The following is a 21,224-nucleotide window of genomic DNA, read 5'->3' as shown; positions in this document are numbered from 1 at the left end:
GGGATCGGAGATCCAGGCTTAGCGAGGCCAGCGTTAATGGCGGTAAAGAAACTGTAAAGTTAGGTAAAATCCCGCGATGCTTGATCGTCAGCCGAACCATAGGGCGTCGGCCGTCTCGGAAGTTCCAGCGTGATCGCCAGGCCTCCGGCGTCAGGCAACGACGCATGCGCACGCCCGCCATGGCGCTCGATGGCCTGCCGGGTGATGGCAAGACCCAGGCCGTATCCGCCTCTTGGCACCGCCTCTTTCCCGCGTGAGAACGGCTGGAAGATGCGTTCGAGTTCGTCGCGCCTCACACCTGGCCCCCGATCGGTGACGCAGATTTTGAGGCGCTCGGCCGCCGCCTCGCAAGACACGGATATGTGCGAATGTTCGGCCGTGTATTTGACAGCGTTGCGCACGACGTTTTCGAGTGCCCGGTAGAGCAGCTCGCCTTCGACCTCGGCGCGGAAGCTGCCGTCGACGCTTGTCGTGATCGACACATCTCGTGCCTGGGCTTCGAATGCGGCGTCGCCAAGGATTTCATTCAGCAGTTCGATGACATCCAGGGCCTGGGTCTTCAGCGGCAGGCCGGAGCCGGCGGTGAGCCTGGCAAGGGTCAGAACTTCGCCGACCAGCGCGTCGAGCCGTTCAACCTCCCGGTCCATTCGGTCCAGCATGGCGCCGAGTTTGGCCGGGCTCTGCCGAAGAACGCCGACGGCAGCCTGCAGGCGGGACAGGGGCGAACGCAATTCATGGGAGACATCATGGAACAACCGCTGCTGCGCATCCTGAAGCTCCTGAAGCCGCGCGGCGGTGGAATCGAAGTCATGCGCCAGCGCAGTGACTTCATCCTTTCGGCCGGCCATCTGGTCGCCGATACGGAAGTCGAAGCGGCCATGGGCGAGCGCGCTCAGGCCGTCGCGCAGATGCACGACGGGTCGAATGAGATAGCGGGCGAGTGCTGCGGCAGCGACCGTACTCGAAACGAAAATCGAAAGCCAAGGCACCAGCAGCGCCAGGTTATCCACTACGTTGAGAAGGAAGTTCGCTTCCGGCGCCACGGAGATCCGGTAGCAAATTCCGTCCTTCAGAATGGACTTCGTCTCTGCCCTACCTTCGTCTTCGCACGCAGGCGACCCCATGGTTTTCGAAAGCGTCAGGCCCAACGGCACCGTATCTTCACTTGAGCGGATGAAGCGCTCTGCGGCGTCCTCCCCATCCCTTGCGAGGACGTTCGCGGTCAGCTTCAGAATGATCGCTCGCTCCTGGTATTCCCGATCGCGGCCAGGCGGCGGGATCTGAAAGAGGTTGACGATCACGATGATAACAGTGAGCGTCATTGCAAGCGTCAACCAGATCGTCGCGAAGAATTTCCAGAAAAGCCTAGGCATGGTCAGTCCACGAGAAGTTGATAGCCCTGGCCGCGAACGGACTGGATCCAGGATTGCCCGTCCTCCCTCAGTCCGAGCTTCTGGCGCACGCTGCTGATATGGACGTCGATACGGCGATCGAACGGGGTCAGCGGCTTGCCGAAGGCCCGTTTCGAGATGTCCTGCTTCGACACGAGCTGGCCGGCGCTGCGGGCAAGCACTTCGAGCAGGCTGAACTCGGTGCCGGTCAGCTCCAGGCTTTCTCCGCGCCATTCGGCGATCCTGCTGCCCGGATGAATCACGAGCTGCCCCGCCCTGATCGTGTCGGTCGACGCGCCGGCTGCCGGCTGCCCCGCCCGGCGCAGGATGGCGCGCAGCCGCGCCGCCAGTTCACCCGGCGAGCATGGCTTCGGCACATAGTCGTCGGCACCGAGATTGAGGCCCGATATCCTGTCCACGTCATCGCCCCTTGCGGTCAGCATCAGCACCGGAACCTGGCTGAGCTTCCTGATCCTCTGCAGAACCTCGATCCCGTTCATCCGAGGCATCATGATGTCGAGCACGATGATATCGACCGTATTGCCGGCAGCAGCGGCAATGGCAGCGCGACCGTCCGTATCCGTTACGACGTCATATCCCTCTTCAACGAGATATTCCTGCAGAAGCGTCGTCAGCTCGGCATCGTCGTCGATGAGGAGAACCTTGTTCATTCACTTCGTCCGTCATTAATTCGATGAAGCCATACAGCACAAACATCGTCGCGTGAGCGAGTTTTACCTATCTTAACACTAACTTGACCGCACTTAACGTTCGCCCCGTTACTTATCCTGCCATGACATGGACGCGCGCCGAGGCCGGTTGCCGCGCATGAGTGGCAATCATCCGCCAAGTTGGCGCGGATCGGGAAAGGGCAGCGATGCCTTTGACCACAAGGAGTGCATCGTTGAGAAAACCATCTGGAATATTCGCCACCGCTCTTATTGCGGCAGCGCTTCTGCTGCCGCTGCGCAGTGCCGTGGCGGATCAAGCCGCCGCCCCCGCCCTGACCGTCTCGCTGGCGGCGCCGGCTGAGCGGGACTGGCCGGAAACCGTTCCGGCAAGCGGCTGGCTGAAACCCTGGCAGGAAGCCATCATCGCTTCCGAGACGAGCGGACTTCGCATCACCGAAATCCTGGCTGATGTCGGCTCCGTGGTTAAGAAGGGGCAGACCCTCGTCCTGATGTCGCAGGACAGTGTGCAGGCCGATCTTCGCAAGCAGGAGGCGGCCGTCGTGACCGCGAAGGCAAACCTGACAAAGGCAAAGGCCAATGCCGATCGCGCTCGCCAGCTTCAACCCTCCGGCGCCCTCTCCGACGAGAAGATCGTCGAATATCTTGCCGACGAACAGACCGCGGCGGCAAGTCTTCAATCCGAAGAGGCAGCGCTCGACAGCCAGAAGATCAAGCTCGACCAGACAACCGTCACGGCCGTCGACGACGGTCTGATAACCTCGCGCTCGGCCGAGCTCGGCGCCGTCGTTTCCTCCGGCAGCGAATTGTTTCGCATGGTCCGCCAGCAGCGGGTCGAATGGCAGGCCGAGGTTTCCGCCCGCTACCTCTCGCGCATTTCGGAAGGATTGCGCGTCGACATCGACGGGCCTAACGGACGCCGCATCCAGGGCAAGGTGAGGCTCGTCGGACCTTCGATCGACACCAATACAAGCCGGGCGATCGTCTATGTCACCCTTCCCCAGGACGTTCAGCCGCGCACCGGTCTTTATGTCACCGGCACCGTCGAACTCAGGACCACGCCGGCGCTGACGGTTCCCGAGACCGCGATCGTTTTCCGTGACGGGATCAACTACGTCTTTGCGGTCGGCGAGGACAAGCGGGTAAAACGGGTGCGGGTCGACACCGGGCGCCGCAATGACGGCGAAGTCGAGATCATCTCGGGCATTGATAAATCGGCGAGAGTGGTGACGTCGGGCGGAGCGTTTCTGTCGGACAACGATCTCGTGAAAGTCGCGGGAGAAGGCTGATGAACTTTTCCGCATTTTCAATCCGCAATCCCGTACCGGCGATCCTGCTCTTTGCGATGCTTGCCGTCGGCGGCCTGCTGGCCTTCAAGCATCTGGCGGTGCAGAACTTCCCTGATATGGATCTCCCGACCATCAAAGTGACTGCCACGCTCGACGGCGCCGCACCTTCGCAGCTGGAAACCGAGGTCGCCCGCACGATCGAGGACAATCTTGCCTCGCTGAGCTATCTCGACCACATCACGACGACGATTACCGACGGCTCGGTGTCGATCAGCGTCTCCTTCAAACTGGAGAAGGACAGCGAGACCGCCTTGAACGAAGTCCGCAATGCCGTGGACAGCGCAAAGTCGGATCTGCCGGCGCAGATGCAGACGCCGAGCGTCAGCAAAGTCACCGTGCAGAATTCGGCGCTGGTCACCTATGCTGTCCGGTCTTCCGTCCTCAACGAAACCGAGCTCTCCTGGTTCATCGACAACGATCTGACCAAGGCGCTGCTCTCGGTGCCGGGCGTTGGACAGGTCAATCGCATCGGCGGTGTCGATCGCGAGGTTCACGTCGACCTCGATCCGACGACGATGGCCGCATTCGGCGTCACGGCGACCACTGTGTCAGCGCAGTTGAAATCGGTTCAGGCCGATACCTCGGGTGGCCTCGGAGAGATTGGCGGCACCCGTCAGACCTTGCGCACGCTCGGCGCCGTTGCCTCGGTCGACGCGCTGAAGGAACTGCGAATTCCCCTGGCCAACGGGCAGCAGGTTCGCCTCGACGACGTCGCATCCGTCACCGACAGCTTCGCGGAGCGATCTTCGATGGCCTATCTCGACGGCAAACCGGTGGTGGCGGTCGAGATCAAGCGCTCGAACGGCTTTTCGGACAGTGGTGTCGCCGCGGACGTCGACAAGGCCATGAAGGAGTTTGCGGCCAAGCATTCCAACGTGCAGATCGAGGAGGCCTACAGCACGATCGGGCCGATCCTCGACAATTACGACGGTTCGATGCACATGCTGTACGAAGGCGCGATCCTGGCGATCGTCGTCGTCTGGCTCTTCCTTCGGGACTGGCGTGCGACGATCCTGTCGGCCGTGGCGCTGCCATTGTCCGTCATACCGACCTTCCTCGTCATGTACCTGGCCGGATTCAGCCTTAATATCGTCACCCTGCTTGCGCTGTCGCTCGTCGTCGGCATCCTCGTCGACGACGCCATCGTCGAAGTCGAGAACATCGCCCGCCATTTGCAGATGGGCAAGCGGCCGATCGACGCCGCTCTGGAGGCGGCCGACGAGATCGGGCTCGCCGTCATCGCCACCACCTTCACGCTGGTCGCCGTCTTCCTGCCGACGGCCTTCATGAGCGGCATACCGGGGCTCATCTTCCGCCAGTTCGGTATCACCGCCGCGGTCGCCGTCCTCGTTTCGCTCGTTGTCGCACGCCTGCTGACGCCGATGATGGCCGCCTATTTCATGAAGGCCCATCCGAAAGAGGAAAAGGACGGCCGCATCATGCGCGCCTATATGGCAATCGTGAAAGCCGCCATGAACCACAGGAAGACCACGGTGGCCGTGACCGCCGTCGTCGTCGCGCTTTCGCTGGCCACCATCCCGCTCCTGAAATCCGGCTTCCTGCCCGCTTCCGACGACGCGCGGGCCCAGATCACGCTCACCATGCAGCCGGGCGCCACCATCGAGCAGACAGACGCCACGACAAGGCAGGCCGCCGATATCATCGGCAAGCTCCAGGACGTGACGCATGTCTTTACCGCGGTCGGTTCGGCATCCTCGGGCGGCGGCCCAGATTCCAGCACCTCGAGCAGCGTCGGATCCGCGACGATCGTCGCCGTGCTCCCACCCATCGGCGAGCGCGACCGCAAACAGTCGGAAATCGAAAACGACATCCGGCAGGCTCTCTCGGTCCTTCCCGGTGTGCGGATCGCCGTTGGCGGCGGCGGCAACGGCACGAAGCTCGAGATCACCCTTGCCAGTGACGACGCCAACGCGCTCGACAGCGCCAGCACGGCGCTTGAAGAACAGCTGCGCACGCTGCAGGGCATCGGCGCGGTGACATCGACCGCGGCCAGGCAGGCGCCGGAGATCCAGATCACGCCCGATTTCGCCCGCGCAGCAGCGCTCGGGGTGACGTCGAGCGCCATCGCCGAGGCCGTGCGCGTGGCGACGGATGGAGAATATTCCGCCGATCTGCCGAAGCTCAACCTGCCGCAGCGCCAGGTTCCCATCGTCGTCCGCTTCAGCCCCGAGACGCGCACCAAACTCGACGACATCAAGAACATGCGGGTGTCTGGGACGAACGGCAATGTCGATCTCGGGTCGATTGCCGATATCCGGATCGGCGGCAGCCCGTCGGAAATCGACCGCATCGATCGTATGCGCAATGTCACTCTTTCAGTCGAGCTCAACGGCCGCATCCTGGGCGACGTCAACCGCGAGGCGCAGGCGCTGCCGGCGCTTCAGCATCTGCCGTCGGGCGTCACCCTTGTCGAACAGGGAGAACTCCAGCGCAGTTCGGAGCTGTTCCAGAGCTTTGGTCTGGCGATGGCAATCGGGGTTTTCTGCATCTACGCGATCCTCGTTCTGCTCTTCCACGACTTCCTGCAGCCCCTCACGCTTCTGATGGCTCTGCCGCTCTCGCTCGGCGGCGCGCTGGTGCCGCTGGTGGTGACCGGAACCAGCTTCTCGATGGCGGCCGTCATCGGGCTGCTCATGCTCATGGGCGTGGTGACGAAGAATTCGATCCTTCTGATCGAATACGCGATCATGTCGCGCCGCCAGGGCATGCCCCGGTTCGATGCTCTTGTGGATGCATGCCACAAACGCGCGCGACCGATCATCATGACCACCATTGCCATGGCATCCGGTATGCTGCCGGTGGCCCTCAGCCTGACAGGCGGCGATTCCAGCTTCCGGCAGCCGATGGCGATCGTGGTGATCGGCGGGGTGATGATGTCGACGCTGCTCAGCCTCGTTGTCATCCCTGTCATCTTCACCTTCGTCGACGACTTGAACGAGGCGCTCAGGCGCCTCGTTCACCGGACCGGCCCGGAAACCGCCGAGGCCGAACCGCATCCATCCAACGATCACACGACGATCACCTTCAAGCCTGAGCTTTCGAAGCGGGGGCAAGGTCAGAGATGACTGCTCTCGCCGGGTAAGGTCCCGCGCCCGATAAGGGCGACGCCTGGCGATCGTCAACCTCTTCGGTCGAGTTCCTCTCCCCCGGAACGAGACCGCGGGACGTAATGCCCCCGCAGGCGGCATCGTGCCGCCTGCGCGTCCTGCACCGTGTGGAAAGTCCAGGCACGCATCGCCTTGGTGGCAACTGCCCTCGTCTGAATCTTTACCAAACTTTACACTTCCTTAACCGCGCTTAACATCCGAACAGCTATTAGAGTTCGACCTCAGCCCAATCCGGAGTGTCGTGTGTCCAAGGCACATCGAAATATTCTGCGTTGCCGCTTCGCGGAGCGGAAAGTCATACTTGCCGAGGCTTCGCGATGCATTCTCAAGTTTAAATCAAGTTATGAGTATTGTTATATTTTCTTGAGCGCACGCGTTATTATGGTAGTTCGGTTTTGTATTTCAAATCAGTGCGACACAGCGCCTCGTTTCTTAAGATTTAGGAGCGAATCAGACCGTATGGAAAACGTTCGAAAGGAGTGTGATGCTCTGTCGGAAGACATTTCGATTGGTGGAACGGGGTGATTGATGACATGCTCCGGATTAGATCGAGTTCAATACCCTTTTGGACGCCAGCACTCCCTGGCTATGGCGATCGCGGTGACCGGTGGGCTGCTGATGTCGATGCTGCTCAGCCTCATCGTCATCCCTGTCATTTTCACACACGTCGACGACCTGAACGAGCCGGAAACCGCCGACACGGAAGCGCATTCATCCAACGATCACACGACGATCACCTTCAAGCCCGAACCTTCCAAGGGAGGGCAAGGCCAGCGATGGCTGCTTTGGCGCGCACTGCGGCAGAGAAGATGGGCGGCGTTGCAATGGCAAGAGGGTCGCAACCCGATACGGGCGATTCCTGCCGACCTCAGTGACAACCTCTTCGGTCGAGTTCCTCTCCCCGGAACAAGGCCGCGGGACGTATTCCCCCCGCAGGCGGCGTCAGCCGCCTGCGCGTCCTGCCATCGTTGACCCGGCTTTCGGGATCGACGGACGGGTCGCCGACGAATTGAAAACCACCGCCATCCCTGAAAATCGCCAGGTCTAACGACCATGCTTGGCACGCCAGGCGGCAAAATCCTCGATATTGCCCGGCTGTGTTGCCGGATAGAGGCCGATGATGGATTGACCGGCCAGCACCCGTTCTGTGACGAAATCCTCGTAAGCCGTCATTTCCACCGCCTCATCGGCAATCTCGTCGGCCAATTCGGCCGGAATGACGATCACCGCTTCATCGTCGCCTACCATGATATCGCCGGGCCACACCGCCACATCGCCGCAGCCGATCGGCACATTGATGTCGAGCGCCTGATGCAGCGTCAGATTGGTCGGCGCCGACGGCCGGTTGTGATAGGCGGGGATCGACAGCCCGGCAATTTCCGGGCTGTCGCGAAACCCGCCATCGGTGACGACGCCTGCCACGCCCCGCACCATCAGCCGCGTCACCAGAATAGAGCCGGCGGATGCGGCGCGCGGATTTTTGCGGCTGTCCATCACCAGCACGGCCCCGGACGGGCAGCTTTCGACGCAGGCGCGCTGCGGATGCTCCGGATTGCGGAAAACCTCGAGCTTGTTCAGGTCTTCGCGCGCCGGAATGTAGCGCAGCGTATAAGCCGGGCCAACCATGTTCCGGCCTTTGCCGGCGACCGGCTGCACATCCTGAATGGTCTGGTTGCGCAGGCCGCGCTTGAACAGCGCGGTGCTGATGGTGGCAACGCTGACCTTCATGAGTTTGTCGCGCGTGCTGTCCGAAAGTGTCGTCATGCCTGCATGTCCTCCTGGAAAATGTCTGGCTAGAAAATATCCGGTTCCCCTGCCGCCGGGCCAAATTCCGGCAGCAGATAGTCGAAATCGCAGCCCTTGTCGGCCTGGCTGACATGCGATGCGTACATCCAGCCGTAGCCACGACCGAAACGGTCGGCGGGCTTCACCCAGGCGGCACGGCGCCGCGCCAGTTCGACCTCGTCGACCAGCATGTCCAGCCGGCGGTTGGGAATGTCGATCCTGACGATGTCCCCATTCTGCAAAAGGGCGAGTGGACCGCCGACATGGGCTTCGGGCGCCACATGCAGCACGCAGGCGCCGTAGCTGGTGCCGCTCATGCGCGCATCCGAGAGCCGCAGCATGTCGCGATGCCCTTGTTTCAGCAGTGCCTTGGGCATCGGCAGCATGCCCCATTCCGGCATGCCGGGACCGCCGAGCGGCCCGGCGTTGCGCAGCACCATCACGTGATCGGGCGTCACATCAAGCGTCTCGTCCTCGACTGCCGCCTTCATGTCGGGATAGCTGTCGAAAACCAGGGCGGGACCTTGATGGACATGGAAGCGCGGGTCGCAGGCCACCGGCTTGATCACCGCGCCATCGGGCGCCAGATTGCCCTTGAGCACGGCCAGCGATCCCTCCGGGTAGATCGGGTTGGAAAGCGGCCGGATCACATCGTCATTATAGACCTTCGCGTCGGCCAGCGCCGCACCCAGGGTTTCGCCCGAAACCGTCATGGCGCTGAGATCCAGCCGCTCCCTGATCTGCGACATCAGCGCCACGAGGCCGCCGGCATAGTAGAAGTCTTCCATCAGATAGGTCTTTCCGGAAGGGCGGATATTGGCCACGACAGGCGTGGTGCGGCCGAGCGCGTCCAGATCATCCAGCGTCAGCGCGACCCCTGCCCTGCGCGCCATCGCCAGCAGATGGATGACCGCATTGGTCGAACAGCCGGTCGCCATGGCGACCGTCGCCGCATTGCGCACCGCCGCCGGCGTCACGATCCGGTCCGGCGTCAGATCCTCCCAGACCATGTCGACGATCCGGCGTCCTGACTGGGCCGACATGCGGATATGATTGGCATCGGGCGCGGGAATGGATGAGACCCCGGTCAGCGTCAGACCCATCGCATCGGCAATCGCGGTCATGGTCGAGGCGGTGCCCATCGTCATGCAATGGCCGTAGGAACGGGCAATGCCGGCCTCGATGCCGGCCCATTGTTTATCGGATATCGTTCCGGCGCGCCGTTCGTCCCAATATTTCCAGGCATCCGATCCCGATCCAAGCTGCTGGCCGGCATAGTTGCCGCGCAGCATCGGCCCCGCCGGCAGGTAGATCATCGGCACCCCGGCGCTGAGCGCCCCCATGATGAGGCCCGGCGTGGTCTTGTCGCATCCGCCCATCAACACCACGCCGTCGACCGGGTGGGCCCGGATCTGCTCTTCGGTCTCCATCGCCAGAAGGTTGCGATAGAGCATGGTCGTGGGCTTCATGAAATTCTCTGACAGCGCCAGCGCCGGCATTTCCACCGGAAAGCCGCCGGCCTGGAGCACGCCGCGCTTCACGTCTTCGACGCGATGCTTGAAATGGGCGTGGCAGGGATTGAGATCCGACCAGGTCGACAGGATGCCGATCAGCGGCTTGCCGGCCCAATCGCCGGCGTCGTAGCCCATCTGCATCAGGCGCGAGCGATGGCCGAAGCCGCGCAGGTCTTCGGATGCGAACCAGCGCGCCGATCGCAGGTCCTCCGGTGTCTTCGTCACTTTCAAAGACATGCCGACATGCCTCCATCCACGTAAACTATGTGACCGTTGACATAGCTTGAAGCGTCCGAGGCGAGAAAGATACAGGCGCCCGTCAATTCCTCAAGCCTGCCCCAGCGGCCGGCCGGCGTGCGCCGTTCGATCCAGCTCGAAAACTCCGCATCGGCGACGAGTGCGGCATTGAGCGGGGTATCGAAATAGCCGGGGGCTATGGCATTGACCGCCAGCCCATAACGCGCCCAGTCGGTCGCCATGCCTTTGGTGAGATTGCCGAGCGCACCCTTGCTTGCGGTATAGGGCGCAATTCCCGGCCGGGCGAGCGCCGTCTGGATCGAAGCGATGTTGATGATCTTGCCGCGCCCGCGCTTGATCATGTGGCGGGCGACGGCTTGCCCGACATTGAAGGCGCTGGAGACGTTCGTGCGCATCAGCAGCTCAAACATGTCGGGGTCGAATTCCTCCAGGGGCGCGCGATGCTGCATGCCGGCATTGTTGACCAGAATATCGATCGGCCCGCTGGCTTGCTCGAACCCGTCGATGGCGGCACGCACGGCCTTGGCGTCGGTCACATCGAACAAAAGTGTCCGCGGCGGCGTGCCGGCACCGCCCAGGCTCTCTGCCGCAGCGGCGAGCTTTCCGGCATCACGGCCATTGAGGACGATTTCGGCGCCTGCCGCAGCCAGGCCCTGAGCCAGGCTGAAGCCGATGCCCTGGCTCGATCCGGTGATAAGCGCCCGTTTGCCGGACAGATCGAACAGTTCAATACCCTTTGGCACGGCAGCACTCCTCATGACAGCGGCGTCATCGCTTCGAAATCGGGCAAGGCGCCGCTCGCATAGCCGACAGCCCCGAGCGAAGCGATGGCGATCCGGCCGTCGCGGATCGACAGCAGCGGTCCATCGGGACCCTGCTCGTAGAGATCGGTATGAGCCGCGGCAAAGCGCGCCTTCTCCGCCTGGGGCGCGCCCTGCATGCCGGCGACATAGTGATGACCGTTGCGCTCGACATGGGAGAGACCGAGCAAGGACACCAGCGCCAGATCCTGCTGCACGGCAAGCCCGGCCTGGCAGGTCAGATCCTCGCCCGAGAGGAACAGTCCCGGCACTGCTCCGGTTCTGATGCGGATCGCCTTCATCAGCGAGCGGTAAATGCCCTTGCAGGTTTTCGAGGAGACGCCGGTGTAACCGAGCCCCCGGGCGCGGGCGAAGGCCTCGTCGCCGTCGTCGCTCTCATCGATCAGGAAGGGCAATTGCGCCGCGAGAGCCCCGAGCGGCGTTTCCATCGTGATCGCGCGTGAGAACGGCTGTTCGACAAAGGCGATGGCCGCGCGCAGCCTGGCGAGCAGCGGCATGGCCTCGATCCGCGCCAGCAAGGCGGCGAACTGTTCGGCGCTGCCGAACTGTTCATTGCCGTCGACCGTCACCCGATAGTCGGACATCCTCTCCAGCACGGCGGCGATCCGCAGCAGGCGGTCGAGATCGGCCTCGATCGCGCCCGAAATCTTGATCTTGAACCAGCGATTGCCATAGCGCCTGATCACCGCCTCGAGGCTTTCCGGCAGGCCGTCGTGAACAGGATGGATGACATCGCCCTCGGTGATCGGGTCGAGAAGCCCAATCGTATGCCGGGCCGAGATCGCGCCGGCAGGGCGAAGATCGGCCAGCATCGCCGAGGCGCCGTCGGCGTCGATATCACCGGGCAGCATGGGGCCGCCGATGCCGATCCAGTTTTGACGTACCGCCTCGAAGAAGGAAATGCCGGCAACTCGGCAAGAGGCATCGAGCGCCGCGCGGGCGATCAGCGACGGGCCGAAAGCGGCGGCCAGCGGATTTCCAGGCAGGCGCCGCACCGTCTCCATCTCGTTCAGGCGGGCTGCGGCAAACAATGTCGTCGGCTGAGACGATTCGAGCGAGGCAGCGGCAGCCGCACGGATCGAGGTGCGCAACTGATCGACATTTTGCGCCGGCGTCAGCGCCGGATCCTTGTCGAACCATTTCGGCACCATCAATTCGGCGGCGCCACCAATGGCGGTTCGCCCCTTTTCATCCTCGACGCGGACCCTGAGGAAGGCTTGCGGCGCCTTTTCAAGGGTGGCCGCGCCAAAGCGGAACGGCAGACGCAGGCTGATATCGCGCTCGAAGGCGTCGATCTCGATGATCTTGATGCGTGGGGCAGTCACGGAACCTCCAATACTTCTGTCCACCGTCACGCCATCCGGTCGAGCATGGCGCGGGTCACTTCATGCCGGAGCGGTTCGCGGCGAAGCAGCCGGCCGATCTCGTCCACCATGGTCTGTCCCTGCGCGAAATGCGCCTCTTCAGTATGGCCGGCAGCATGCGGTGAAATGGTGACATTGGCCAGGGCCGGATCGCGGAACGGGCTATCCGGAGGCAGCGGCTCGTCGTCAAAGACGTCGAGCGCCGCCTCAATACGGCCGGAGCGGATCGCGGCGAGCAGCGCTGCCTCGTCGACCAGCTGCGAGCGCGCCGTATTGATGAAGAGTGTGCCGGGGCGCAGCAGCGCCAGTTCGTGGGCGCCGATCATCCGGCGCGTTTCGGGCAGGACAGGCGCATGCAGGGAAATCACGTCGCTTTGCACGAGCATATCGTTCAGCCCGGCGCTGACAACGCCGAGGGCTGCGGCCTCGCTCTCATCCAGGAACGGATCGACGACCAACACGCGGCAACCGAAGGGAACGAGCAGACGCATCACCGCCCGCCCGACATAGCCGGCGCCGACGATGCCGACCGTTCTGGCGCCCAGCAATCTCTGCGGCACGGCGGCGCGGACGTCGAGCCATTCACCGCCATTGCGCAAGTGATGATGCAGCCGATGAATGCCGCGCATGGCGAGCAGCGCTTCGGCGACGACAAATTCGGCAACCGAGGCGGCAATTTTCGAGGCGGCATGGGTCACGCGAAGGCCATCGTCGAACAGACGCGCCGGGACCAGTGTGCGGACACTGCCTGCCGAATGAGCGACAAGGGCGAGCTGCGGATGGCGGGCGCGCACGGCGGGGTCGAAGGGCGGTGTGCCCCATCCGGTGAGGCATGCGGTGGCGCCTTGCAGCAGGTAGTCGACATCGCCGGCGTCGATTGTGGCGCCGGCCGGCCAGCGCACCGCGCCAAGGGCGTTCAATTGGGTTATCGCCGCATCGTCCAGCATCATCCGGCGGGTCTTTTCGGTCAGCAATACGGCAATGACGGGAGCCTGTTCGTTCATGGTTCTACTCTTTCGCTGCGGCGACCAGGCGCCTGAGATGGGCGAGATCGGCGCGGACCTTGTCGAGCGCCTGTTGCCGGGGAACCCGGTATTGCGAATGCACCGACAACACACCGGTAAATCCTGTCGTCACCATATGCGGAACGATGTCGCTCCACGGCACCATGCCTTCGTCGAGCCCGTACCAGTCCGAATGCCATGCGCGCTGGCCGTAGGCTCCGTAAGTGCCGGGGAACCAACCGCTGTTCTTGACGCCCATGCAGCAGAACCACGGATCAAGAATATCGAGGGTCAGACGCCAGTCTTCGCTTCCCTCGCGAATGATCTGATTGGCCGGATCGACATAAGCGCCGATCCTGACGGGATCTCGCCCGGCCAGCAATTGCACCGCCAGCGCGCCCGAGCTGTGCAGGGTCCCGCCGTGGAGCTGGATGGTCAGCGTGACGGCGAAGCGTTCGGCCAGGCGCTCGAAGCCGTCGAGATCACGCCGCGCCTCATCGAGCTGAACCTGCCAGCGCCGCAACGGGTCGTAACGCCAGAAGCCAAGCCTGATCTGGCCGATGCCGGCCTCGCCGCAACAGCCGAGAAGCCGGGATGCGGCATCGTCGGGCCGTGTGGAATCGATGGTCGCCATCGGAGCACGCACCCCGGCTGCGGCAAAGAGTTTTACGGCCTTGACGATCTCGTCCGGCCTGTCTGGGGAAACGGCATGGCCATCTCGAATGAGAAGATCGGCACAATCGAATCCCAGGCCGGCAGTGATCTCGGCCGCCCTCTCGAGCGGCAGGCCCTCCAGGGTCTTGGTGAAATAGGCGATATCCATGGATCAGATCCCAGAGAGAAAGGCGCTGTTCATGAGCGGGCGATACAAAGCTCGCTGCGGCGGCCGAATGCATCGCGGGCGCAGACCGCGTAACGCACGCCCTCCGGCGGCGACATATGCAGGAATGCGGTCGAGATCAGCGGCGCGGGACTGACCTTTTCAAACGTCCCGCCATCGGCGCTGGCCAGGACATCGTAGAAGATGGCAGGGCCGGCATCGCCGGCAGCCCAGAACAGCATGCGCTCCTCCCGGCCGCCGAGACCGAGGTAGCGTTCGACGACAAGGCCGGTCGGTGCAGCCGGGGCCGCGCTGGTGTCGGGAACGACAAGCACCTGCGTCAGTGACGGCAGCGGCACATCGAGATCGACACTGATCCGGCCGTCGTCGCAGGCGACGACGCTGATTGGATGCAGCAAGGCGGGCTCCTGCGCCCGGCGCAGCTCGGCAAACTGCGCTTCACTAGGTGCCGGCGGCGCGCCGACCGGCTCGAAGGGCCCGCGCGGGTTGCTTTCGTCGCGCTGGGCCTCCCAGACCTCCATCGGATTGGTGAACTCCTCGTCGATGCGCAGCAGGCAAAGCGCATGCCGGCCGGGAACCAGGCCGCTCACCTCGAGGCGGACGGCGGTCCGGCCCGAGCGGTTGATGGCATCGACGCTGTGGATGAGACTGATGGAAACACCGCCGCCCGGCAGCCGCGTCGGCAGGATCGCCAGGCCATCCTGGTCGGGAGCAAGCGGCGGGTCGGCCGTCACCTTGCAGACGGTATCGCCAAGCGTTGCGAGCAGTTCCATCGATGTCAGGCCGGGCTTCTTGATGATGTCGAAGGGCGGCGCCCGATCGACATCCGTCACCACAGTGCTGAGATCGGTCTTGTGCTCCCATTGCGCCTTGGTGAAATTGCGCGGGCCGAAATAGGCAAAGATGGTGCGCTGGCTCCAGCCGCCGATAAAGGCGTGGTCATTGCTGAGGAAGGTGAAGTCAGCCGCTTTCGGGGCGATGATGCGGCGGTCGTGCTGTTCGATGATGCGGGCGATGATCCCGGCGTAATAGGCTTTGCCGTGCCAACTATGATGATCGCTCCAGCCGAGCTGCGGATCGCATTCGTCGTTGATCATGGGCAGGCCCGCGAGACGCGGGTGATTCTCCTTGAGATAATCGACGACGAGAAGCGTGCGGTCGACGATGCCGTTGGTTTTCGGGGTCAGATCTTCCTTGCTGCCATTGACGCCCTTTTCGTGGATCGAGATGTAGTCGAGGCGCGGCGGGCCGTTGCCGGTCAGGCAGCTCGTGCCGCTGTCGCAATGCGCCATCAGGGCGCGAAAGATCGGCGAGAGCGTCCGGGCGGTGCCAGGCCCGCCCATCGGCAGGCTGGGATCGACGGCATCGAGGCCGGCGACGCAGGCGTCGTAGTAATTGGTGTAACCCTTGATCCCATAGGTCCACCAGCCGGAATCAGCCTCGTTCGTCGTTTCGAAATACCATGTGCGCAATTCGTCCATGCCGTAACGCGCGCCATAGCGATCTGCAGTCGCCGTCACCAGATCGCGCCAGCGCCTGACCTGATCCATATCCTCATAGTCGGTGAACACACCCGACGGGTTGCCCATCAGCTCAAAGAACGGCTTCAGGCGGTGTTCGATCATCACGTCGAACGCGCGGTCGAGCAGGGACCAGTCGTAGCCGGCCCCGCCCTTTGCGCTCAGCAGATTGTAGAGATAATGCACACGCAGGAACTTGATGCCCTCATTCGGCAGGCCGCCGATATAGGCGAGCATCTGGCGCATCTCCGGTTCGAGCAGCAGCTCGGCCGGTGAAAAACCAGTGCCGCGCCAGAACCGGTTGAACGGGCGCACCGCTTCACCGGCATCAACATTTATTCGCGTACGTTCACGCATGAGTCGTCTCTCCTTGGGCGGAAGTTTGGCGGTGCGCCGCAAAGCCGGCACACGAGGCCAGGAGCCGGATTATTTGAACTTATCGCGCATCGCATCGATGCCGGGGATGGTCTTGGTCAGATGCTGATGGGCGGGGTCGAAGCGCTGGATCAGACCTCGGCGGTGCTTGCCGACCAGGATGGTGAAGATATAGCCGCGATGCCCCGGAGAGGTGACCGTCGGGTGGTAACCCCGGTCGACCAGGACGGTGTCGCCGTTGCGGGTCATCAGGATCTTGACCGGGCCGTCCTCGTCATAGGTGATCTGACTGCCGAAGCCGGTCTCCGGCTGGAAGCGGTAGTGATAGAGTTCTTCGTGCCGGGTCTCGACATCGCCGTCCTCGGTATCGTGCTTGTGAGGGGGATAGCCGGACCAGCAGCCTTCGCCGGCATAGAGTTCGCTCACCAGCAGGTTGCCGCAGCGTCCGTTCTGTCGTTGGCCGAGCAGATGGACGATCCGCCGCTGGCTGTGCGTGTCAGACGAACCGACATTGACCGCATCGACCTCATCCGGCGTCACCCGAAACGGGGCGTAGCGGGTGTCGCAGAGACCGCCGGCAATGGCGACCTCCGCCGCGGCGCCACGAGCCGATATCCGGATATTGGCGCCGACGGGCGCGTAAACCGAGTCCGCATCGCCTCCCCAGATATCGGCTCGCCGGCCCACAGCTTCGAACATGATGCCATCCACCTCGATATCCACCTGACCCGATAGCACGACGTAGAGGCTTTCGTGCGCGGGCAGCCGCCGGATGTCCTGCTCGTTGGAGGCGAGAGTGACGAGATCGAAGTAGATGAGATCGAGCGTCGCGGAGGAGGTATCCACGATGGGACGCTGCTCGGAGCGTGGAATGAATTCAGGCATCAATTGAACTCCGGAACGGTACGGTCGGCGAAAGGATTAAGCGACAGGGATTCGGCGTGGTGACAGGCCACGGCGTGCCCATCGGCGGTGACGGTGCGCAAGCCCGGCACCTCCTGCTTGCAAAGGCCGGTGGCGTAGCGGCAGCGCGGATGAAATGCGCAGCCGGGCGGCGGATGAGCGGGGTCGGCAACCTCGCCCGCCAGCCGGATGCGTTGACCGTGGCGGCGCATCCTCGGATCGGCGATCGGCACCGCCGAGAGCAGCGCTTCGGTGTAGGGGTGGAGCGGGCGCGAGAAGATCTGTTCCGTCGGCGCCTTTTCGACGACCCGGCCGACATACATGACGGCAATATTGTCCGAGATGTGCCGGACGACCGAGAGGTCGTGGGCGACGAAGAGATAGGTCAGTCCGAACTGCTCCTGCAGATCCTGCAGCAGGTTGATGGTTTGCGCCTGGACGCTGACATCGAGCGCCGAGACGGCCTCATCGGCAATCACCAGGCGCGGATTGGACGCCAGCGCCCGGGCGATGCCGATGCGCTGGCGTTCACCGCCGGAGAAAGCATGGGGATAGCGGTGCATATATTCCGGCCGCAGGCCGACGCTCTGCATCAACTCGGCGACCCGATGTTCGAGTTCACGACCCTTGGCGATGCCGTTGACAGCAAGCACCTCGCCGATGATGTCGATGACGGGCAGGCGCGGATTGAGCGAGGATTGCGGATCCTGAAACACGATGCGCAGGTCGCGATGGATTTCGTCGAGGGCGGAACCGGACAGCGTGGCGAGATCGACCGTGCCACCGCTGCGGCTGCGATAGCGGATTTCGCCGCTCGTCGGCTGATAGATGCGCAGGACCGTGCGGGCAAGCGTCGACTTGCCGCAGCCGGACTCGCCGACAATCCCCAGTGTTTCGCCATCCTCGACGCGAAGCGAAACGCCGTCGACCGCCTTGACGTGGCCGACCACACGCCGGAATGCGCCCTTGCGAATGGGGAAATGCATCCTGAGATCGTTCAGTTCGAGCAGAGGGCTTCGTTGGGTCATGGGATCGGCCATCATCGTCCTCCTTCGTAAAGCAGACAGCTGGCGACATGCCGGTCGCCGATGGCGACGGGCTGCGGATCCCTTTGGTCGCAAAGGCCGGCCCTCGCCTCTTTGCATCGAGGATGAAAGCTGCAGCCCTGGGGTCGGTTGAAACGCGAGGGCACCATGCCGTCGATGATCGCCAGCCGTTCGCTGGGTTGTCCATGCATGCGCGGCACCGATTGCAGCAGCGCCTTGGTGTAGGGGTGGGCGGGAGCGTGGAAGATCGTGTCGACATCGCCTGCCTCCACGACCCGGCCGACATACATGACGACGACTTCATCGGCGATTTCGGCCACCACGCCGAGATCATGGGTCACGAACAGCACCGAGAGCCCGAATTCGGCCTGCAGCGAGGCAAGCAGATCGAGGATATTGGCCTGGGTGGTCACATCGAGCGCCGTCGTCGGCTCGTCGGCGATCAAGAGCTTGGGGCGGCAGGCGAGCGCGAGCGCGATGCAGACGCGCTGGCGCATGCCGCCGGAAAACTGGAAGGCATAACTTTCCATACGCTCGGCCGGCCTGGGAATGCCGACCAGAGCCAATGTCTCGATGGCATGCTCGCGCGCCTCCTTCTTTCCCATCTTCAGATGCAGGCGGATCACCTCCACCATCTGGTTGCCGATCGTATGAACGGGGGAAAGGGCCGCCATCGGCTCCTGGCTGATCAGGCCGATCTGGGCACCACGGATCGCCCGCATATCGCGGCCGCGCGGATCGAGCGCCGCCAGGTCGACGGAGGGTGCTGCGGGATCCGGCCGGTAGCGGATTGCTCCCGAGACGATCCGCCCTCCGCGCGGAACCTGGTTGAGAATCGAGCGGCCGGTAATGCTCTTGCCCGAACCGGATTCGCCGACGACGCAGACCGTCTTGCCGCGCGGAATGGAAAAGGAGACGCCGTCGACCGCCCTGATCGTGCCCGCACCGCTGAAGAAATGGGTCCTGAGATCGTCGACCTCGATCAGCGGGTCGCGAGCACCGTGCCGGTCGCCGGTGGTGGCGAAATTAGGATCAGTATTCATAGGGATCTGCAGCATCGCGTAATCCATCACCGAGGAAATTGAGGGCGAGCACGGTGACGATCACCGCAAGACCGGGAAGAAACAGCCAGGGCGCGCTCGTGACCGCGAGAATGTTCTGCGCCTCCTGAAGGAGCACGCCCCAGCTCACGACAGGCGGGCGCAGTCCGATGCCGAGGAAGGAAAGCGCGGTTTCCGCGAGGATCATCGTCGGAATGGCGAGCGTCACCGAGGCGATGATGTGGCTCATGAAGGACGGCACCATGTGCCGCCAGATGATGCGCATCCGCGAGCAGCCATCGAGACGGGCGGCGATCACGAAATCCTCCGTCTTGAGCGACAGGAAGCGCCCGCGCACCACCCGTGCCAGATCGGTCCAGCCGATCAGCGACAGGATGACCGTGATCCAGAGATAGACCAGGATCGGATCGGCACTGATCGGAACGGCAGCCGCAAGGCCCATCCACAGCGGGATGGTCGGGATGGAATTGATGAGTTCGATGGAGCGCTGGATCACATCGTCGACCCAGCCGCCGTAGAGCCCCGAGATGCCGCCCAGGATGATGCCGAGGATGAGACTGATTGCGACCCCGATCAGTCCGACGGACATCGAAACGCGGGTGCCGTGGACCGTCCGGCTGAAGACGTCGCGACCCAGCCGGTCGGCGCCGAACAGGTAGAAGGGTTTGCCCATCTCGGTCGGGCCGATCAAGTGCCGGTCCAGATTAAACAGACCCCAGAGCCGGTAAGGTTCGCCTTTCACGAAGAAGCCGATGGGAATGACGACGGCCGGATCGGCCACGTAATTGCGGCTGAGCGCGATCGGGTCGACCTTCATCGAATAACCGTTGACATAGAGCGGATGAAACTGCCCCGCCGCGTCGTGGCCGGCGAATCTGATCTGCTGCGGCGGCGCATAGGTGTAGCGGGAATCATAGGTCTGCGATGAAACCGGAGCGAGAACCTCGGCAAACAGGGCGACCATGTAGATCAAAAAGATGACGACGCCAGCGGCGAGGGCCAGCCGATGGCGACAGAAGCGCCGCCAGATGAGCTTCCACTGCCCGGCGACCGCGTCGGAATTCTGGATCAGTTCAGGTGATAGCGCGATGGCTTGATCGGTCATATCTATCGTCCTTCAGCCGTTGCGAATGCGTGGATCGAGCCAGGCAAGCAGCAGGTCCGAGATCAGCGTGCCGATCAGCGTCAGCATGCTCATCAGCAGGATGAAGGTGCCGGCCAGATACATATCCTGGGCAAACAGGGCGTTGAGCAGCAGCGGCCCGGTGATCGGCAGGCTGAGAACGATGGAGACCACCACCGAGCCGGAGACGAGGTGCGGCAGCACCCAGCCGACGGTCGAGACGAACGGGTTGAGCGCCACCCGCACCGGATATTTCAACAGCAGCCGGATTTCGCTCAAACCGCGGGCACGGGCCATGTCGACATAAGGCTTGTTGAGCTCGTCGAGCAGGTTGGCGCGCATGATGCGGATCAGCGCTGCGGTGGCGCCGGTGCCGAGAACGACGACCGGGATCCACATATGCGAAATGAGATCGCCGAGCTTGGCCCAGCTCCAGACGGCGTTGATATAGGCGGGCGAAAACAGCCCGCCGGTACTTTGGCCGAAATACTGCGCCGAAACATACATCAGCACCAGCGCCAGCAGGAAGTTCGGGATGGCAAGGCCGAGAAAGCCGAAGAAGGTGGCGACGTAATCGCCCGCCGAATATTGCCGCACGGCCGAATAGATGCCGATTGGAAAGGCGACCGCCCAGACAAACAGCAGCGTGGTGACCGATACCACCATCGTCAGGCCCATGCGGGCCCAGATCAGCTCGCTGACCGGCTTGTTCCAATCGAGGGACTGGCCGAAATCGCCGCGCAGCAGGATGCCGCTGATCCATTTCCAGTATTGGACCGCCCAGGGCTGATCGAGGCCATAGCGTTCGCGCAGGCCGGCGATGACGCCGGGATCGATCGTTTCGTTCTGGGAGGCCAGACGCGCGGTCATCGCGGTCAGGAAGTCGCCGGGCGGCAACTGGATGATGATGAAGGTCACGACTGAGATCGCGAACATCATCGGGATCATATAAAGCAGACGTCTGATGATGAAGCCGGCCATGGTCAAGCTCCTTCAATCGGCGATCGCCGATCGGATGATTGGGACTGGGCTGGTATTGCTGGGATGGCGCC

16 protein-coding genes and 1 pseudogene are annotated in these 21,224 nt (G+C 63.1%); 3 read left to right on the top strand and 14 right to left on the bottom strand.

Annotated features, from left to right (window positions below; genetic code table 11):
* Positions 1–59: 59 nt before the first annotated feature.
* Both ACMUVN_RS10475 and ACMUVN_RS10470 read right to left on the bottom strand, forming a co-directional pair.
* On the bottom strand, positions 60–1,373 hold the full coding sequence (locus ACMUVN_RS10475; RefSeq protein WP_414815101.1) for an ATP-binding protein: 1,314 nt from the start codon (positions 1,371–1,373) through the stop codon (positions 60–62).
* Positions 1,374–1,375: 2 nt separating this feature from the next.
* Entirely contained in the window at positions 1,376–2,062 is a 687-nt protein-coding gene (locus tag ACMUVN_RS10470) for a response regulator (protein WP_414815100.1), read from the bottom strand.
* A 206-nt stretch (positions 2,063–2,268) separates the two neighbouring features.
* Here ACMUVN_RS10470 and ACMUVN_RS10465 point away from each other — a divergent pair, with 206 nt between their 5' ends.
* The 3 genes and pseudogenes from ACMUVN_RS10465 to ACMUVN_RS10455 all read left to right on the top strand — a co-directional run.
* Entirely contained in the window at positions 2,269–3,369 is a 1,101-nt protein-coding gene (locus ACMUVN_RS10465) for an efflux RND transporter periplasmic adaptor subunit (protein ID WP_414815099.1), read from the top strand.
* Complete coding sequence (locus ACMUVN_RS10460) at positions 3,369–6,515, top strand: efflux RND transporter permease subunit (protein ID WP_414815098.1); 3,147 nt, start codon at positions 3,369–3,371, stop codon at positions 6,513–6,515. The genes ACMUVN_RS10465 and ACMUVN_RS10460 overlap by 1 nt, the downstream gene beginning before the upstream one ends.
* A gap of 630 nt (positions 6,516–7,145) precedes the next feature.
* A pseudogene (locus tag ACMUVN_RS10455) lies at positions 7,146–7,334 on the top strand (hypothetical protein); the annotation flags it as partial.
* Positions 7,335–7,601: 267 nt separating this feature from the next.
* On the opposite strand, the gene ACMUVN_RS10450 reads toward ACMUVN_RS10455, so the two are convergent.
* The 12 genes from ACMUVN_RS10450 to ACMUVN_RS10395 form a co-directional block, all read right to left on the bottom strand.
* The gene (locus ACMUVN_RS10450) at positions 7,602–8,321 is read right to left on the bottom strand and encodes a ribonuclease activity regulator RraA (RefSeq protein ID WP_414815097.1); all 720 of its coding nucleotides are present in this window, start codon (positions 8,319–8,321) and stop codon (positions 7,602–7,604) included.
* A gap of 29 nt (positions 8,322–8,350) precedes the next feature.
* A complete protein-coding gene (araD, locus tag ACMUVN_RS10445; RefSeq protein ID WP_414815096.1) occupies positions 8,351–10,093 on the bottom strand; it encodes an L-arabinonate dehydratase in 1,743 nt (580 codons plus the stop codon).
* Positions 10,084–10,872: an SDR family oxidoreductase gene (locus ACMUVN_RS10440; protein WP_414815095.1), complete on the bottom strand. Its 789-nt coding sequence runs from the start codon at positions 10,870–10,872 to the stop codon at positions 10,084–10,086. Before ACMUVN_RS10440 ends, araD begins: the two co-directional genes overlap by 10 nt.
* Positions 10,869–12,290, bottom strand: a complete 1,422-nt coding sequence (locus tag ACMUVN_RS10435; RefSeq protein WP_414815094.1) for a mandelate racemase — start codon at positions 12,288–12,290, stop codon at positions 10,869–10,871. Before ACMUVN_RS10435 ends, ACMUVN_RS10440 begins: the two co-directional genes overlap by 4 nt.
* Entirely contained in the window at positions 12,287–13,303 is a 1,017-nt protein-coding gene (locus ACMUVN_RS10430; RefSeq protein ID WP_063475882.1) for a hydroxyacid dehydrogenase, read from the bottom strand. Before ACMUVN_RS10430 ends, ACMUVN_RS10435 begins: the two co-directional genes overlap by 4 nt.
* 4 nt (positions 13,304–13,307) lie before the next feature.
* On the bottom strand, positions 13,308–14,126 hold the full coding sequence (locus ACMUVN_RS10425; protein WP_414815093.1) for a sugar phosphate isomerase/epimerase family protein: 819 nt from the start codon (positions 14,124–14,126) through the stop codon (positions 13,308–13,310).
* 29 nt (positions 14,127–14,155) lie between these two features.
* On the bottom strand, positions 14,156–16,021 hold the full coding sequence (locus tag ACMUVN_RS10420; protein ID WP_414815092.1) for a GH39 family glycosyl hydrolase: 1,866 nt from the start codon (positions 16,019–16,021) through the stop codon (positions 14,156–14,158).
* Between the two features lie 69 nt (positions 16,022–16,090).
* On the bottom strand, positions 16,091–16,924 hold the full coding sequence (locus ACMUVN_RS10415; RefSeq protein WP_047612405.1) for a 5-deoxy-glucuronate isomerase: 834 nt from the start codon (positions 16,922–16,924) through the stop codon (positions 16,091–16,093).
* Entirely contained in the window at positions 16,924–17,982 is a 1,059-nt protein-coding gene (locus ACMUVN_RS10410) for an oligopeptide/dipeptide ABC transporter ATP-binding protein (RefSeq protein ID WP_196251258.1), read from the bottom strand. Before ACMUVN_RS10410 ends, ACMUVN_RS10415 begins: the two co-directional genes overlap by 1 nt.
* Positions 17,982–19,031, bottom strand: coding sequence for an ABC transporter ATP-binding protein (locus ACMUVN_RS10405; RefSeq protein ID WP_414815091.1), 1,050 nt, complete (start codon positions 19,029–19,031; stop codon positions 17,982–17,984). The genes ACMUVN_RS10410 and ACMUVN_RS10405 overlap by 1 nt, the downstream gene beginning before the upstream one ends.
* Positions 19,021–20,154 carry an ABC transporter permease gene (locus ACMUVN_RS10400; RefSeq protein WP_047612395.1) on the bottom strand — a complete coding sequence of 378 codons (1,134 nt, stop codon included), beginning with the start codon at positions 20,152–20,154 and terminating at the stop codon, positions 19,021–19,023. The genes ACMUVN_RS10405 and ACMUVN_RS10400 overlap by 11 nt, the downstream gene beginning before the upstream one ends.
* Before the next feature lie 12 nt (positions 20,155–20,166).
* Positions 20,167–21,153: an ABC transporter permease gene (locus tag ACMUVN_RS10395; protein ID WP_063475876.1), complete on the bottom strand. Its 987-nt coding sequence runs from the start codon at positions 21,151–21,153 to the stop codon at positions 20,167–20,169.
* Between the last annotated feature and the right edge of the window lie 71 nt (positions 21,154–21,224).

Source organism: Rhizobium sp. IY2, assembly GCF_047532935.1.
Lineage (GTDB): Bacteria > Pseudomonadota > Alphaproteobacteria > Rhizobiales > Rhizobiaceae > Rhizobium > Rhizobium anhuiense.
Note: the sequence above shows the minus strand (reverse complement) of the source record. Positions and strands in the feature narration are given on the sequence as shown.